The organism is Stenotrophomonas sp. GW821-FHT01H02A (assembly GCF_059422145.1).
Genome location: NZ_JBWKWI010000014.1, coordinates 46,234 through 61,062, shown reverse-complemented (window position 1 = coordinate 61,062; position 14,829 = coordinate 46,234). Strand labels below are relative to the sequence as shown.

The window sequence follows — 14,829 nt, the reverse complement described above, 5'->3', positions numbered from 1 at the left end:
AGGAAGGGTCCTTGAGCAGTTGCACGTGAGTTGGGTTAGCCGCTCCTGACGTGCTTCAGGAGCGTCGCATGTCAGCGCTGCAACAGGCTGAGCACGTTCTGGGGAACCTGGTTGGCCTGGGCCAGCATGGCGGTGCCGGCCTGCTGCAGGATCTGGGTACGGGTCAGTTCCGCGGTTTCCTTGGCGAAATCGGTGTCGCGGATGCGGCTCCGTGAGGCCGACAGGTTCTCCGAGGAGGTCTGCAGGTTGGCCACCACCGAGGTGAAGCGGTTCTGGATCGCGCCGAGGTCGGCGCGGACGCTGTTGACGGATTCCAGGGCCTTGTCGACGATTTCAAGGGCCTTCTGGGCGCCTTCAAAGGTCGAGACGTCGAGGTCCTTGACCATCGCGGAGGTTGCCGTGGCAGCCACCGAAGACGGCGTGGTGGCGTCCGAGTCGGCGAAGCCAAGCGCGGTCGCGCCGGTCAGGACGAGATCGCGATCAGCCTTGACCGAGGTCAGCGTCACCTTGTAGGTGGTCGGATCGGCCGGGGTAGCGCCAGCGGTGGCTTCGACCGAGGCAAACACGCCGGTCTCGCCGATCTTGGCGTTGATGGCACCGGCGGCGGCGTTGGCGAACTTCTCCGGCGTGTCGCCCTCGAAGCTGCCGATCTTCACGCCGTTGACGGTCATGGCAGTGACGGCGGCGCCAGGCGCGGCGATATCGGCATCGCTGGAAACCGCTGCTGCGAACTTCGCATTGCCCAGCGCATCGGCCTTGGCGTTGACCACGCTGTTGATCGCGATCGACTGGCCGGCGTTCGCACCCACCTGGAACAGCTGGCTGGTGAAGCTGCCGTCCAGCAGCTTGGTGCCGTTGAAGTCGGACTGCTTGGCCACGCGGTCGATTTCGCTGACCAGCTGGTCGACTTCGGCCTGCAGCGCCTTGCGGTCGCTGGCGGAGTTGGTGGCGTTGGAGGCCTGCACCGCCAGTTCACGGACACGCTGCAGGTTGTTGCCGACTTCGCTCAGCGAACCTTCGGCGACCTGGGCCAGCGAGATGCCATCGTTTGCATTGCGGATCGCGACATCAGTGCCGCGGATCTGGGTGCCGAAGCGCTCGGAAATCGCCAGGCCGGCGGCGTCGTCTTTTGCGCTGTTGATGCGCAGGCCCGACGACAGGCGCTGGATGGTGGTGGCGAGCGAGTTGCCGCTGGTGCTCAGGTTGCGCTGAGCGTTGAGCGACATCGTATTGGTGTTGATTACCTGTGCCATGGGTCGTCTCCCTTATTGGAATCCCGGTGGTGAATGGAACGAAGCGCCGCCGTTTTTTTGTTTTTGGCTGTGTGCTTCGCTGTTGCCAAATCAATAACGGCGCTTTGTCAACAACCTTTAGGCGGAGATTCAAGCGGATTTGCAGGGCGGGGACAGACCGCTGGATTTCACGGGCGGCAGGAGGTTCCGGGCACGGCACGGGCGCCGCTTCAGGCCTCCAGGCGCACGGGAACGGCGCCGGGCGACGCCCGGCCGGCGATGCGCCAGCCCGAAACGAAAAAGGCCGCGATGCTCAAAGCATCGCGGCCTTCAGTCCAGCCCTGGTTGTGGGGGCGGTCAGCGGATCGTATTGAACAGCGACATCGACTGCATCTGCGAGAACAGCGTCTGGGCCGCCTGCAGGGCGGTCTTCTCAAGCTGGTACTGGCTCAGTGCGTCGGCGTAGTCCAGGTCGCGCATCTGCGAGAGGGTGGTCTTGAGCGTGACGACGTTCGATTCGCGCATGTCCGCGGCGTTGTCCAGCGCCTTGAGCTGGGCACCGCCGGCGGCGCGGGAGTCGATCATCCGTTCCGAGGCGCGGGCGACGTCGCGCAGGCCGCTCTGCAGCAGGTTCTGCTGGGCGGCCTGTTGGGCCGGGGTGCCGGTATCCATCTTCAACGCACCGATCAGCGAATCCAGCGTGCCGAAGATGTCGCGGCTGGATGCCGGGCTGACCTCGAACGTGTCGCCCGCGGCCGGTTCGCCTTCGATGTGCAGGCGCACGCCGTTGAGCACCAGGTCATCGCCGGATTTCAACGTGCCGCTGGAGACCACGTTGCCGTCGGTATCCAGCAGGTCGTAGGCATCGGCGCCGGTGAAGCGCACGCTGAAGCCTTCTCCGTTCCAGCTGCCATCGCTGTCCCGGGTGATGTTGGTCAACACGGCGCTGCCGGTGTTGGCGGCGCCGGCCTTGCCATCCACATGCCCATCGCCGGTGACGATGCGCATGAAGATCTCGCTGCCGGGCAGGGCGTCCTGCACGTAGGTATCCGGGCCGACTTCGACCTGGCGCTGGTTCTGGTCGCCGTTGTAGACGATGCGTCCATCCACCTGGCTGAAGGGCGGGCTGCCGTCATCCGTACCACCGAACAGATAGCGGCCGGTGCCGTCGGTACTGTTAGCCACCGCCAGCAGATTGCCGCGGATCGCTTCGATTTCCGTGACCATGGACAGTTTGTCGGCCGCGGCCAGGCCCGGGTTGTTGGCGTAGATGGTCAGTTCGGTGATGCGGCCCATCATGTCGCCGACCTGGGCCAGCGCGTTCTCCTGCAGGCCGAGCCGGTTCTGTACGTTGCCGGCATTGAGCTGCATGCGGTCCAGCGAGGCCAGCGTACGGTCCAGGCCGACCGCGCTGCCGGCCGAGACCGGATCGTCCTTGGCCGTCACGATCTTGCTGCCGGTGGCGATCTGGCGCTCGAGGTGGCTCATCTTCGCCTGCGAGGCGAGCATCAGGGACACCGACTGATTGAACATCATCCCGGTGGAAATGCGGTTGTTCATCGCGAGACGGCTCCGAGGATGGTCTGGAACATGTTGTCGGCGGTGGAGATCAGCTGCGAGGCGGCCTGGTAGGCCTGCTGCAGGCGGAGCATGTCCGAGGCCTCTTCATCCAGGTTCACGCCGGAGATCGAGTCGCGTGCCGCCTGGGCCTGGTCGGTGATCACCTGCTGGGCCTGCAGCGAGTACTCGGCCGAGCGGGCGGCCGCGCCGACCTGGGTGGTCAGGCCGCCCAGCGCGCCGCTGAGCGTGACCGTGCCGTCATTGAACGTCTTGGCCTGCTCGACCTTGGCCAGCAGCAGGGCATTGCTGTTGTCCGAGGAACCGGCCGGGGTCGGCCCGATGTTGAAGGTGTCGCCGGTCTTGGGCGCACCGTCCAGGACGAAGCTCCAGCCGTTGGCGCTGATGGTCTGGCCGGCGGTGTAGGGGTAAGGTCCGAGACCATCGATGGTGTATTCGGTGCCACTGGTGAACACGATCGCGGCCGGATTGCGCAGCGCGGCGTTGTCCGGGTCGGTCACCTTGACCCCGGTGAGCTTGCCGGTGCCGGTGTTGGCCATCGCGGCGGTGCCCTTGACCGGAGCGGCGGCGGCAATGCGCGAGGTATCGGTGATCGCCACTTCCATGCTGCCGGCCATGCCCGCGGTCGGCTGCAGCAGGAAGCGGTCGTCCTTGGCCGGCGTGCCGCTCATGACCAGCTTGACCCCATTGAGCACCAGCGGGTCGGCGGCGGTGCCGGAGCCGGTCATCGGAATGGCAGCGCCGGTGTCGGCACGGGTGGCCTGCCATTGGGTGCCATCGAACTTCATCACGATGTTCTGGCCGTCCAGCTTGGACAGGTCGCCGAAGCTGGCGCTCATGCTGGCGGTGCCGGTGTTGTTGCTGTTGGCGGTGATGCGCGGGTTGCCGACGGTGAAGAAGTCGCCGCCCATGTTGCCGTACAGATCCGCGCCCTGGCGATGGACATCGTTGAAGCTGCTGGCCATGCCGATCGCCAGCTTGCCCAGTTCGGCCTGGGCCGGGGTCAGCACGGTGTCGCGGAACTCCAGCAGGCCGCCGATCTGGCCGCCGAGCGTCTTGGCGTCGATGGTGATCTTCTGGCCCTGGCTCTCCAGCGCCAGCTGCAGGCGCTCGGGCTGGTACGGATCGGTCACCGTGGTGACCTTGGAGGCCGTGGTGCCGACCACCAGCGCCTGGCCACCGGCGGTGTAGACGTTCATCAGCCCGCCGTCCTGCATCACCGCATTGCCGCCGGTGTAACCCACCAGGTTGGCGATCAGCTGGTCGCGGCGATCCAGCAGGTCAGGCGCGGCGGTGGCGGCATTGCCACCGATCGCGCCGTTGAGCTGGGCGATTTCCTTGGCCAGCCGGTTGATCTCGGTGGCGCCGGCGATCAGGCCGTTGTTGACCTCGCCGTTGAGGTTGTTGAGCTGGGTATTGAGCTGCTGGAAACGGCCGGCCAGGGTCTTGCCGCTGTCCAGCATGTTCTGGCGGTCGGCGCTGCCGGAGGCATTGGAGGACAGCCCGCTGACCGAATCGAAGAAGTTCGACCACACGCCGGCCACGTTGGTCGCGGTGTCGGAGAACATCGCATCGACGCGGTCGGCCATGGAGGAGAGCTGCTTCAGCCGCGCCAGCTCGCCGCTGCCATCGAGCAGCCGCGAGATCGCCAGCTGGTCGGCGACGCGGCGCACGTCGGTGATGCGGGTGCCGTTGCCCACGTCGCCGTACCCGTAGTTCTGCGGGTCGGCCGTGGCGAAGTCCACCTTCTGCCGGCTGTAACCCGGCGTCTTGATGTTGGCGACGTTATGGCTGGTGGTCGCCAGGGCCCGCTGGAAGGCGAGCAGGGCGCTGGTGCCGGTGGATAGTACGCTGGACATGGATTACCTCAACGACGGATGACACCCAGCCCGGTCGGGCTGGCGGTGCTGGCAAAAGTGCGGCCCAGGCGCTCGCCGGCATCGCTCACCGCCGCGACGGCGCGTTCGATGGTCGGGCCGCCGGCGATCGCGGCGATCTTGGCCGCGTAGGTCGGGTCGGTGGCGTAGCCGGCGCGCTGCAGGCCCTGCGCGAAGCTGCGCACGTCGCTGCCGGCCTGCAGGGCGTTCTGGTAGCGCGGGCTGGTTTTCAGCAGGCGCACGTAGTCGGCGAAGCTCTCGCCGACCGAGTTGTAGGCGCGGAAGCTCGCTGTTTCGTTACGGCGCACGCCATTGACGTATTCATGGGTGCCGCTGGTGGCGCGTTCGCCTTGCCAGCCGTTGGCCTTGATCCCGAACAGGTTGTGCGAGCTGTCACCGCCACTGCGGCGGACCAGCTTGCGGCCCCAGCCGGTTTCCAGCGCGGCCTGGGCGACCAGCGCCTTGGCATCCACGCCCAGCTCGCGGGCCGCCTGTTGGGCATGGTCCCAGATGCTGGCGACGAAGCCGGCCGGCGTATGCGGGCCGAGTTCGGCCGCGGCGGTGGATGCCGCCAGGTTATCGACCGCGCTGGGGCTGGTGGATGCGGTGCGGTTGACGCCGCTCCAGCGGTCATCGGCCATGGCCCAGTTGGCGCTGGCCGGATCGGCCTCGGCCACGGCCGCATACGGATCGCTGCGGCCGATCGCCTCATGCATCTGGCTGCTTTCACGGCCGGCGATCAGGTCCAGGGCGCGCTCCATCGGCTGCAGCACGGCCGACGGCTCACCGCCGTTCAACTGCTGCAGCAGGTCGACCTCGCGCGGCGCGGACGGCGCGGCGCTGGCCGACAGCGGCATGGCGGCCGCCGGTGCATTGAGCCGGTAGGCGCGCAGCGCGGCGGCCGGATTCAGCGTGGTATCGACCGGCTTGGCCGCCTCGCCTTCGGCGCCACCCAACTGGCGCGCGATCATGCTCGACAGTCCCAGGCCGCGGCCGCGGGTCATCGCGTCGGCGATCTTCTGGTCGTACATCTCGCGGAACATGGTGTTTTCGCCGGGGAACAGCGAATCGCCAAAGCTCGCCTCGCGCATGCTCTTGATCAGCATCTGCGCGAACTGGCCTTCCAGCTGGCGGGCGACCTTGTCGACCTTGGCCGGGCTGTTGGGCTGGGCGGGATTGAGTTCCAGGGCCGGTTGGATGCGCATGTCAGATCACCTCGAGTTCGGCACTGAGCGCGCCGGCCTGCTTGAGGGCTTCCAGGATGGCGATCAGGTCGCCCGGGGCGGCGCCGACGGCGTTCACTGCGTGCACGATTTCATCCAGGGTGGTGCCGCCGTTGAACTTGAACATGCGGCTGCCATCGTTGGTCGCGGTGATGGTCGACTGCGGGGTCACCACGGTCTGGCCGCCACTGAACGCGCCCGGCTGGCTGACGTTGGCGTTCTCGTTGATGGTCACCGTCAGCGAGCCATGCGAGATCGCCGCCGCGCCGACGCGCACCTGCGCGCCGATCACCACGGTGCCGGTCCGCGAATTGACCACCACGTTGGCCGGCGCGCTGCCTGGGGTGAGTTCCAGGTTTTCGATACGCGCCAGCAGGCCGATGCGCGCGCCCGGATCGGACGGTGCATTGACCGCGACGGTGACGCCATCGATCGCGCGGGCGGCGCCGTCACCGAACGCATTGTTCAATGCCGAGACCATCCGCGAGACGGTGGTGAAGTCGTTCTTGTGCAGGTTCAAGGTGATGTCGCCACCGCCGCTGAACACATCCGGCAGCGCCCGCTCGACGGTCGCGCCATTGGGAATGCGGCCGACGCTGGGCACGTTGACCGACACCCGCGAACCATCCTTGCCCTGGGCACCGAAGCCACCGACGATCAGGTTGCCCTGGGCGATCGCATAGACCTGCCCATCGGCACCACGCAGCGGCGCCATCAACAGCGAACCGCCGCGCAGCGAGACGGCGTTGCCCACCGAGGAAACGGTGATGTCGATCGGCTGGCCCGGCTTGGCGAACGGCGGCAGCTCGGCGTGGATGGCCACGGCGGCCACGTTCTTCAACTGCGGATTGACGTTGGCCGGCACGTTGACGCCGAGTTCGCCGAGCAGGTTCTTCAGGCTCTGCACGGTGAAGGGGGCCTGGCTGGTACGGTCGCCGCTGCCATCCAGGCCGACGACCAGGCCGTAGCCGACCAGCGCGTTGCCACGCACGCCGCCGACCTGGGCCAGGTCCTTGATGCGCTCGGCGGAGGCGGGCGCGACCAGCGCGAACACGGCCAGCAGCGCCAGCACGGCACGCGTGGTGTGGATCGACGCCGCGCGTCGCTGCCGGAACGGGGAGGGGAAGAAGGTCATGTCAGGCTCAGTACGGCGCCAGCGCCGAGTTGAAGAAGCGGCTCAGCCAGCCCATCGCGTTGGACTGGGCGATCGCGCCGCGGCCGCCGTAGACGATGCGGGCATCGGCGACGCGGCTGGAGGGAATGGTGTTGTCCGGGAAGATGTCCGCGGCGCGCACGATGCCCTGTACCTGCACCAGCTCATCGCCACGGTTCAGGCGCAGGTTCTTCGCGCCCTGCACGACCAGGTTGCCGTTGGGCAGGCGCTGGATCACCGTGACGGTCACGCTGCCCTGCAGGCGGTTGCTCTGCGCGCTGGTGCCCTTGCCGGTGAAGTCGCGCGAGCCCGCTGCACTGGCACTGAGGATGTCCTTGCCACCCAGCGTGACCGGCGCGCCGAAGATCGTCGGCGTGCCGATGCTCAGCTCCGACTCTTTCGAGGTGGAGGTGTTGGCGGTGGTCTGCGCGGTGGTGTTCTCGGTCAGGGTGATCGTGAGCAGGTCACCGACATCGCGCGCGCGACGGTCCGAGTACAGCTGCAGGCCGGGACCGGCGGCGTAGATCGCACCGGCCGTGGCCTGGGCCGACGGCGGCATGATCGGTTCGACCGGGGCCATGGCCGGGTAGGGGCGGACATCGCCGGCGATCACGCAGCCGCCCAGGGGGACGACGAGGGCGGCGGCGGCGAGCAGGCGGAGGGTAGGGGCAAGACGCGACATGGCAGATTCCCGGGGCGAGCGATCAGACGTTCTGGTTGAGATAGCCGAGCATCGCGTCGGTGGTGGAGATGGCCTTGGCGTTCATTTCGTAGGCGCGCTGGGTTTCGATCATCGAGACCAGCTCTTCCACCACGTTGACGTTGCTGCCTTCCAGCGCACCCTGCACCACGGTGCCCAGGCCGTTGAGGCCGGGATTGCCGTTCTGCGCGGGGCCGGAGGCGGTGGTCTCCAGGAACAGGTTCTCGCCGCGGGCCTGCAGGCCGGCCGGATTGACGAAGTCGGTCAGGGTCAGCGCGCCGATCTCCACCGAGGCGGCGTCGTCGGCCATCTTCACGCTGATGGTGCCGTCGGTACCGATGGTCAGCGACTGCGCGCCTTCCGGAATCTGGATGCCCGGCTGCACCGGGTAGCCGCTGTTGGTGACCAGTTCGCCGTCCTGGTTGCGCTGGAACGAGCCATCGCGGGTGTAGGCCGAGGAACCGTCCGGCATCTGCACTTCAAAGAAGCCGCGGCCGTTGACCATCACGTCCAGTGCGCGGCCGGTCTGCTGCTGGCTGCCCTGTTCGAAGTTCTTGGAGGTGGCGACCACGCGCACACCGGTGCCCAGCTGCAGGCCCGAGGGCAGCTGCGTCTGTGCCGACGAAGCGCCACCCGGCTGACGGACCTGCTGGTACAGCAGGTCTTCGAAGCTGGCACGGTCCTGCTTGAAACCGGTGGTGTTGGTGTTGGCGAGGTTGTTGGAAACCACCGACATGCGCGTCTGCTGCGCATCCAGTCCGGTCTTGGCGATCCACAATGCCTGGTTCATGGCGTCATTCCTGTGTTGTAGCGGATGGCCGCGTGCTGCGGCCCTTGCGAAGGGCAATGCATGGCGCGTGCCAGAACAGCGCCGGGATTACGTCACCGGCAGCGGTCAGCTGCCCAGGCGCAGCAGGCTGTTGGCGCTGCGGGCGTTGTCGTCGCCGTGCTTGATCACCTTCACCTGCATTTCGTACTGGCGCTGCAGCTGGATCATCTGCACCAGCGCGCCGGCGGCGTCGACGTTGCTGCCTTCCAGCTGGCCGCTTTCCAGCGATTTGCCCTGGGCCTGCACGAACGGCTGCTGCGGGTCGTTGTTGCGCATCAGCCCGTCCAAGCCGCGCTCCAGCCTGGCGTCGTCGGCCTGCACCACGCGGATGCGGCCGATGTTGGCCATCGTCTGCGGGCCTTCGCCCAGCGGGATGATCGAGATCGTGCCGTCGTTGCCGATGTCCATCGCCTGGTGCGGTGGAATCGCGATCGGGTTGCTGTTCTCATCCAGCACCGGATGGCCGCCGGCGGTCACCAGCTGGCCATTGGGCGTGATCGACAGCGCCGCGCCGCGGGTATACGCCTCGCCGCCATTCGCGCCTGGCGCCTGCACGGCCAGCCAGTTGCCGGCCTGCAGGGACAGATCCAGCGGGTTGCCGGTGATCTGCTGGGCGCCCATGCGCCGGTTGAAGCCGGCGTCCACGTGCAGGGCATCCACGCGCGAGGCGTAGCCGGTCCCCTTGATCGGGAAGGCCTCGGTATTGGCGAGCGCCTCCTTGAAGCCGGGGGTGTCGGTGTTGGCCAGGTTGTGCGACAGCGTGCCCTGCGCCTGCAGGGACGCGCGTGCACCGGTCATCGCGACGTAGAGTGCCTTGTCCATCGGTGTGTTCCCGTGTTGCGGTCAGTGGCTCATCAACGCAGGTTGATGATGGTCTGGGTGATCTGGTCCTGGGTGGAGACCATCTGCGAGTTGGCCTGGAAGTTGCGCTGGGCGGTGATCATGTTGACCAGCTGCTCGGTCAGGTCGACCGTGGAGGCTTCCAGCGAACCGGCCTGGATCTTGCCCAGGTTGGAGCTGTCCGGCGAACCGGTACGCGGGGTGCCCGAGGCGAAGCTCTCCACCCACAGGTTGTTGCCCTTGGCTTCCAGGCCCTGCGCGTTGTTGAAGGTGGTCAGCGCGACCTGGCCCAGCGGCTTGTCGTCGCCGTTGGAGTAGCGTGCGTAGACGATGCCTTCTTCGGAGACGGTGATCTCGTTGAGCTTGCCGGCCGCGTAGCCGTCCTGCTGGGTGTTGCGCAGCGCGAACTTCTCGCCGTACTGGGTCGAACCGCTGAGGTTCAGCGACATCGACAGCACGCCGGCACCGGTGGTCGGGGTGAACGGATCCATCACGATCTGGCCATTGGCCGGTTCAGTCAGCGCGCCGCTGTCGGAGAACTTCAGAAGCGTCGGCGTACCGGCGGCCTTGCCGTCAACATAGTTGTGGACTTCCCACTCGTTCGGGTTCTCGGTCTTCACGAAGTACGAGGTCTGGGTGTGGCTCACGCCCAGCGAGTCGTACACGGTGATGCCACCGGTGGAGTGGTTGTAGCTGTTGGAGTCGGTCGGGTCGAAGGCGGCGACCGTCGGTTCCTTGGCGTTGGCCGGTAGGGTGAAGCTGACGTCGACCTTGCCGGTCTGCCTGGGGGGGCTGTCGGTGGTCAGCAGCTGCAGATCGGTCAGGCGGCCGGCATCGAAGTTGGTGCCGTCGGCATTCGGGGCGAACACCTGCAGGCGCGCGCCCTGCGGGTTGGTCACGTAGCCGGCCTGGTCGGTCTGGAAGTTGCCGGCGCGCGAGTACACGCGGGCACCGTTCATGGTCAGGGTGAAGAAGCCCTCGCCGGAGATGGCCATGTCCAGGCTGCGCCCGGTCTGTTCATTGTTGCCCTGCGAGAACTGCTGGGCGACGTTGGTCAGGCGCACGCCGGAACCGACCGCGTTCTTGGACAGGCCGTAGCTGGTGGCCGAGAACAGGTCGGCGAACTCGGCGCGCGACTGCTTGAAGCCGGTGGTGTTGACGTTGGCGATGTTGTTCGCGGTGACGTTCAGATCGGCATTGGCTGCGTTGATGCCGGACAACGAGACGTTGAAGCCCATGGGATGCTCCTGTGGATGCGGGTAAGGCGGCTCAGCTGATGCGGAGCACGTAGTCGATCGGGGCCGTGCCCAGACCCTTGAGGTTGAGGTACAGGCCGTCCGTGCCGACCGTGACGCTCTCCACCGGGGCCTGCACGTAGGTGTTGAGCTTGGTCTTGGTGCCGGCGGTATCGGTGTGCGAGGCGGCGATGGTGTAGGTGCCTTCGGCCATGCGGTTGCCGTTGGCGTCCTTGCCGTCCCAGTCGAAGGTGACTTCGCCGGAGGCCTTGGCTTCCACGCTGATCTGGTTGACCTTGACGCCGTTGGCGTCGGTGATGTCCACCGTCACGAAGCCGGCGCCGGGCGCGGCGACCATGCCGGTCACATCGCCTTCTTTCTCCAGGGCGAGCTTTTCCGACGGCACCAGCACCTCGTGGCCGACCAAGGCCGCGCCGCGCAGGATCTGGTCGCTGGACATCGAATCCTGGAAGCCCTTGACCGTGTTGTTGAGGTCGGTGATGCCCTGCACCTGCGACAGCTGCGCCATCTGCGCGACCATCTGGGTGTTGTCCATCGGCTTGAGCGGATCCTGGTGACGCAGCTGCTCGGTCATCAGGCGCATGAAATCGGCCTGGTCCAGGGTGCTCTTCTTCTTGCTGGTATCGCTGTTGGGCGCGTTCAGGCCCAGCGCACTGTAGATGTCGCTGTTGTTCTGGCCAACGCCGTTGGTGCTGCTCATGGGAGGGGATTCCTGCAGTAAGAGGGTCAGCGACCCATGGTCAGCGTGGCCAGCGCCAGTTCCTTGGCGGTGGTCAGCATTTCCACGCCGGCCTGGTAATTGCGCGAGGTCGAGATCAGGTTGACCATCTGCGCGACCGGGTCCACGTCGGGCTGGTAGATGTAGCCATCGGCATCGGCCAGCGGGTGGCCCGGCTCGTAGCGCTGGATCGGCGCGGCGTTGCTCTGGCTGATTTCCTTGACCTGCACCGTGGTGATGTTCGGGTCGGTGCGGCTGGTCACCGACTGGAAGATCGGCTCCAGCGGCTTGTAGACCGCATCGGCCGAGCCGGCCACGGTATCGGCGTTGGAGAGGTTGGAGGCGATGGTGCTCATGCGCACGGACTGCGCCTGCAGCGCGGAACCGGCGATATCGAAGATGGGCAGATTGCTCATGGCTTATTGCCCCGTGATCGCGGTGAGCATGGAGCGCACCTTGGATTCGACGAAGCTCAGCGAGGCGCGGTATTCCAGCGCGGCGCGGCCGTAGGCGGCGCGTTCTGCATCCGGGTCGACGGTATTGCCGTCGATGCTCGGCTGCACGCCTTCCTTGGCGATCTGGAACGGATTCAATCCGTTGCCGATCTCATAATGCTTTTCGTTGGTGGTCTTCATCAGACCATTGGCATCCAGCCCCTGGGCATTGCGCAGGGCGGCATCGAAATCCAGGTCCTGGGCCTTGTACCCGGGGGTGTCGGCATTGCTCAGGTTGCTGGCGATCAGCTTCATCCGCTGCTCGCGCAACGGCATGGCCTGGGCATGGACACCCAGATAGTTCGAAATCAGATTGGGCATGACGCACTCCCACGGGACGATGCCTGGGGCAGTGCAAGCGGCGTGCCAGCGTGGGCGGCGGGCCGGTTCCCGGCGGCGCGTTCACGCCGGGTCGATCCACGCCCTGCGTGGATCTACGTCCGGCCGGGGGGCATCCGTGCCGGGGAGGGGCGGCGTGTCAGGCCGCCATCGCGACCTTGCGCAGGCGGTCCAGCAGGAAGTCCGCCAGCTCGTGCGGGGAGTACTTGGCCACGAAGGCGTTCGCGCCGACGCGTTCCACCATCGCGTTGTTGAACACGCCCGACAGGGAGGTGTGCAGCAGCACGTACAGGCCGGCCAGGCCCGGGTGACGCCGGATTTCCGTCGTCAGCGTGTAGCCGTCCATGGCCGGCATCTCGATGTCGGAGATCACCATGGCGTAGCGCTCGGCCGGGTTCTCGCCCGAGGCATGGATCTGCAGCAGGTGGTCCAGCGCCTGCTTGCCGTCCGAGAGCAGGGTCGCCCCGACCCCCAGCTGGTCCAGCACGCTGCGGATCTGCTGGCGGGCCACGCGCGAGTCGTCCACCACCAGCACCTGCATCGGCGGGGCATCGGCGGGCAGCGCCATGGAGGGGTCCAGCACCGCTTCGCCCCGGATCTCGGCGATGTCGGCCAGCACGCTTTCCACGTCGATCACCTGGATCAGCTCGCCCTGGAAGCGGGTCACCGCCGTCAGGTAGCTCGACTCGGCGCCAAGTTCCGGCGGCGGGTGGATGTCTTCCACGGCGATGTTGACGATGCGTTCCACGCCGCTGACCAGGAAGCCCTGGATGGAGCGGTTGAACTCGGTCACCACCAGGTAGCCCGGCGCCTTGTCGGCATCCGGTTCACGCTCGGGGTGGCCGATCGCCAGGCCCAGGTCCAGCACCGGTACCGAGCGGCCACGGACATCGGCCACGCCGGCGAACTGGCTGGGCAGCCCGGGCACCTGGAACAGGCCCGGGCGCCGCAGGACTTCCTGCACCTTGAAGACATTCACGCCAAAAAGCTGACGTCCACCCAGCCGGAACAGCAGCAGGGCCAGACGATTGTGGCCGGCCAGTCGCGTACGCTGGTCGATGCGGTTGAGCAGGTCATGGGACATGGGCTTGGTATCGGCGGCATCGGCGATGACTTGAGCGCCAGCCATGCACGGCTTCGGCATGGGGCTTGCATCGTGCTGCGCATGTTCCTTGCCGATGGAGTGCCCATGCGTTCTCTTGTCTTTGCCGCGCTGCTGCTGGCGGCGCCCGCGTGGGCCGCCGGTGGCTGGCAGCCCGTGGACAGCATCCGCCAGGCGGCGCTCGGCACCTTGCCGGCCGGCAGCGAAGGCGACACCACCCTGGATTCGGCATTGCGCCTGCCGACCTGTGGCCAGCCGCTGGCCGCCCAGCCGACCGGCACCAGCACCGTGGAGGTCAGCTGCCCCGACGCGGGCGGCTGGCGCCTGTTCGTCCCGGTCAAAGTGCGTCGCAACCAGACCGTGCTCATCCTCAATCGTGGCGTGGCGGCTGGAGAAACCCTCGCCGCGGCCGATATCACCACCGGCCAGCGTGATGCGGCACGGATCGCCGGCGCTGCGCTGGCCGACCCGGCCGCCGCCGTCGGCCGGGTCGCGCGCCGGACCCTCAGCGCGGGCAGCCTGCTCTCGGCCAATGACCTGGTCGCGCAGCGGCTGGTACGCCGGGGCGACAGTGTGGCGCTGGTGTCACGGCGTGGCGGGGTGGAGGTCCGGGTTGCCGGCCGCGCCATGGCCGATGCCGGCGAGAACGAGCGGGTCTCGGTCGAGAACCTCTCCTCGCGCAAGATCGTGCAGGGCACCGTCGCGGCCAGCGGTGACGTTTTAGTGACGCGCTGAACACGTATGTGAATACGGGCAACTTTTCCCGTGAAACCTGCAATATTCCCCTAAAGATGGCGCCCGACCGGCCGTTATCCCTTGTGAACCGCATTCCCAGGACAACTCCATGAGCCAGAAAATCGACGGCAACCTCCAGGCCACCGCCCATCTGCGCAGCGTCGCCCCCGGCAACAAGCCGAGCGTCAGCACGGATGCACCGGCCCGCCCGGTGGACGCCGCTGACAGCCTGCGCCTGACCGGCGAAGCCACCAGCCTGCAGGCAATGCAGCGTGAACTGTCCACGGCGCCGGCGATCGACGCAGGTCGTGTCCAGGCCGTGCGCGACGCGCTGCAGAACGGCAGCTACAAGATCAACCCCGACGCGATCGCCTCGCGCATGCTTGAGCTGGACCAGCAGCTGCAGGGATGAAGCTGGCGATGAGCGAGCCGCTGCAGCGCCTCAGCGATGCCTTGGACGTCGAACGCCAGGCATTGGTCGAGCATGACGTGCAGGCCCTGATCCGCGCGACCGGCGCCAAGCTGGACGCGTTGCGGGCACTCGAAGCCGCGCTGCCGCTCGGCCAGGCCGAGCGCGTGCAGGAGCTGGCCGAGCGCAACCGCGCCAACGGCGTGCTGCTCTCGCGCCGCCGCCGCGAGGTCAACTGGGCGCTGCGCCAACTGGGCCGCAGCGAAGATGCCGCGGCCTACGATGCCAAGGGCCAGTCGCACACGCTCAACACCCGGCGGCCGCTCGCGGTCGCCTGATCACCC

At 67.1% G+C, this 14,829-nt stretch carries 16 protein-coding genes; 3 read left to right on the top strand and 13 right to left on the bottom strand.

Features of this window, described 5'->3' with window-relative positions:
* Window positions 1-71: 71 nt before the first annotated feature.
* The 13 genes from AC07WC_RS17095 to AC07WC_RS17035 all read right to left on the bottom strand — a co-directional run bounded on the left by AC07WC_RS17095 (window position 72) and on the right by AC07WC_RS17035 (window position 13,323).
* Window positions 72-1,253 (bottom strand): flagellin, encoded by a 1,182-nt coding sequence (locus tag AC07WC_RS17095; protein ID WP_495211064.1) that lies wholly within the window; start codon window positions 1,251-1,253, stop codon window positions 72-74.
* A gap of 336 nt (window positions 1,254-1,589) precedes the next feature.
* On the bottom strand, window positions 1,590-2,792 hold the full coding sequence (flgL, locus tag AC07WC_RS17090) for a flagellar hook-associated protein FlgL (RefSeq protein WP_495211063.1): 1,203 nt from the start codon (window positions 2,790-2,792) through the stop codon (window positions 1,590-1,592).
* Window positions 2,789-4,669, bottom strand: a complete 1,881-nt coding sequence (flgK, locus tag AC07WC_RS17085) for a flagellar hook-associated protein FlgK (RefSeq protein ID WP_495211062.1) — start codon at window positions 4,667-4,669, stop codon at window positions 2,789-2,791. Before flgK ends, flgL begins: the two co-directional genes overlap by 4 nt.
* A gap of 8 nt (window positions 4,670-4,677) precedes the next feature.
* Window positions 4,678-5,892, bottom strand: coding sequence for a flagellar assembly peptidoglycan hydrolase FlgJ (gene flgJ / locus AC07WC_RS17080; protein ID WP_495211061.1), 1,215 nt, complete (start codon window positions 5,890-5,892; stop codon window positions 4,678-4,680).
* Window position 5,893: 1 nt separating this feature from the next.
* Complete coding sequence (locus AC07WC_RS17075) at window positions 5,894-7,045, bottom strand: flagellar basal body P-ring protein FlgI (protein WP_495211060.1); 1,152 nt, start codon at window positions 7,043-7,045, stop codon at window positions 5,894-5,896.
* 7 nt (window positions 7,046-7,052) lie between these two features.
* On the bottom strand, window positions 7,053-7,745 hold the full coding sequence (gene flgH, locus AC07WC_RS17070; RefSeq protein WP_495211059.1) for a flagellar basal body L-ring protein FlgH: 693 nt from the start codon (window positions 7,743-7,745) through the stop codon (window positions 7,053-7,055).
* A gap of 22 nt (window positions 7,746-7,767) precedes the next feature.
* Window positions 7,768-8,553: a flagellar basal-body rod protein FlgG gene (gene flgG / locus AC07WC_RS17065; protein ID WP_102788470.1), complete on the bottom strand. Its 786-nt coding sequence runs from the start codon at window positions 8,551-8,553 to the stop codon at window positions 7,768-7,770.
* A 105-nt stretch (window positions 8,554-8,658) separates the two neighbouring features.
* Complete coding sequence (locus AC07WC_RS17060) at window positions 8,659-9,414, bottom strand: flagellar basal body rod protein FlgF (RefSeq protein WP_495211058.1); 756 nt, start codon at window positions 9,412-9,414, stop codon at window positions 8,659-8,661.
* 32 nt (window positions 9,415-9,446) lie between these two features.
* On the bottom strand, window positions 9,447-10,670 hold the full coding sequence (gene flgE / locus AC07WC_RS17055; RefSeq protein WP_495211057.1) for a flagellar hook protein FlgE: 1,224 nt from the start codon (window positions 10,668-10,670) through the stop codon (window positions 9,447-9,449).
* A gap of 31 nt (window positions 10,671-10,701) precedes the next feature.
* Window positions 10,702-11,388: a flagellar hook assembly protein FlgD gene (locus AC07WC_RS17050; protein WP_088435080.1), complete on the bottom strand. Its 687-nt coding sequence runs from the start codon at window positions 11,386-11,388 to the stop codon at window positions 10,702-10,704.
* A 26-nt stretch (window positions 11,389-11,414) separates the two neighbouring features.
* Window positions 11,415-11,822 (bottom strand): flagellar basal body rod protein FlgC, encoded by a 408-nt coding sequence (gene flgC / locus AC07WC_RS17045; RefSeq protein WP_088435081.1) that lies wholly within the window; start codon window positions 11,820-11,822, stop codon window positions 11,415-11,417.
* A gap of 3 nt (window positions 11,823-11,825) precedes the next feature.
* Window positions 11,826-12,221 carry a flagellar basal body rod protein FlgB gene (gene flgB, locus AC07WC_RS17040; protein ID WP_495211056.1) on the bottom strand — a complete coding sequence of 132 codons (396 nt, stop codon included), beginning with the start codon at window positions 12,219-12,221 and terminating at the stop codon, window positions 11,826-11,828.
* 157 nt (window positions 12,222-12,378) lie between these two features.
* Window positions 12,379-13,323, bottom strand: coding sequence for a chemotaxis protein (locus AC07WC_RS17035; protein WP_176989010.1), 945 nt, complete (start codon window positions 13,321-13,323; stop codon window positions 12,379-12,381).
* Between the two features lie 105 nt (window positions 13,324-13,428).
* On the opposite strand from AC07WC_RS17035, the gene flgA reads away from it, so the two are divergent.
* From flgA to AC07WC_RS17020, 3 genes are all read left to right on the top strand, one after another.
* Window positions 13,429-14,076: a flagellar basal body P-ring formation chaperone FlgA gene (flgA, locus tag AC07WC_RS17030; RefSeq protein WP_495211055.1), complete on the top strand. Its 648-nt coding sequence runs from the start codon at window positions 13,429-13,431 to the stop codon at window positions 14,074-14,076.
* A gap of 109 nt (window positions 14,077-14,185) precedes the next feature.
* Complete coding sequence (gene flgM, locus AC07WC_RS17025; protein WP_495211054.1) at window positions 14,186-14,488, top strand: flagellar biosynthesis anti-sigma factor FlgM; 303 nt, start codon at window positions 14,186-14,188, stop codon at window positions 14,486-14,488.
* A gap of 2 nt (window positions 14,489-14,490) precedes the next feature.
* Entirely contained in the window at window positions 14,491-14,823 is a 333-nt protein-coding gene (locus tag AC07WC_RS17020; RefSeq protein WP_495211065.1) for a flagellar protein FlgN, read from the top strand.
* Window positions 14,824-14,829 lie beyond the last annotated feature (6 nt).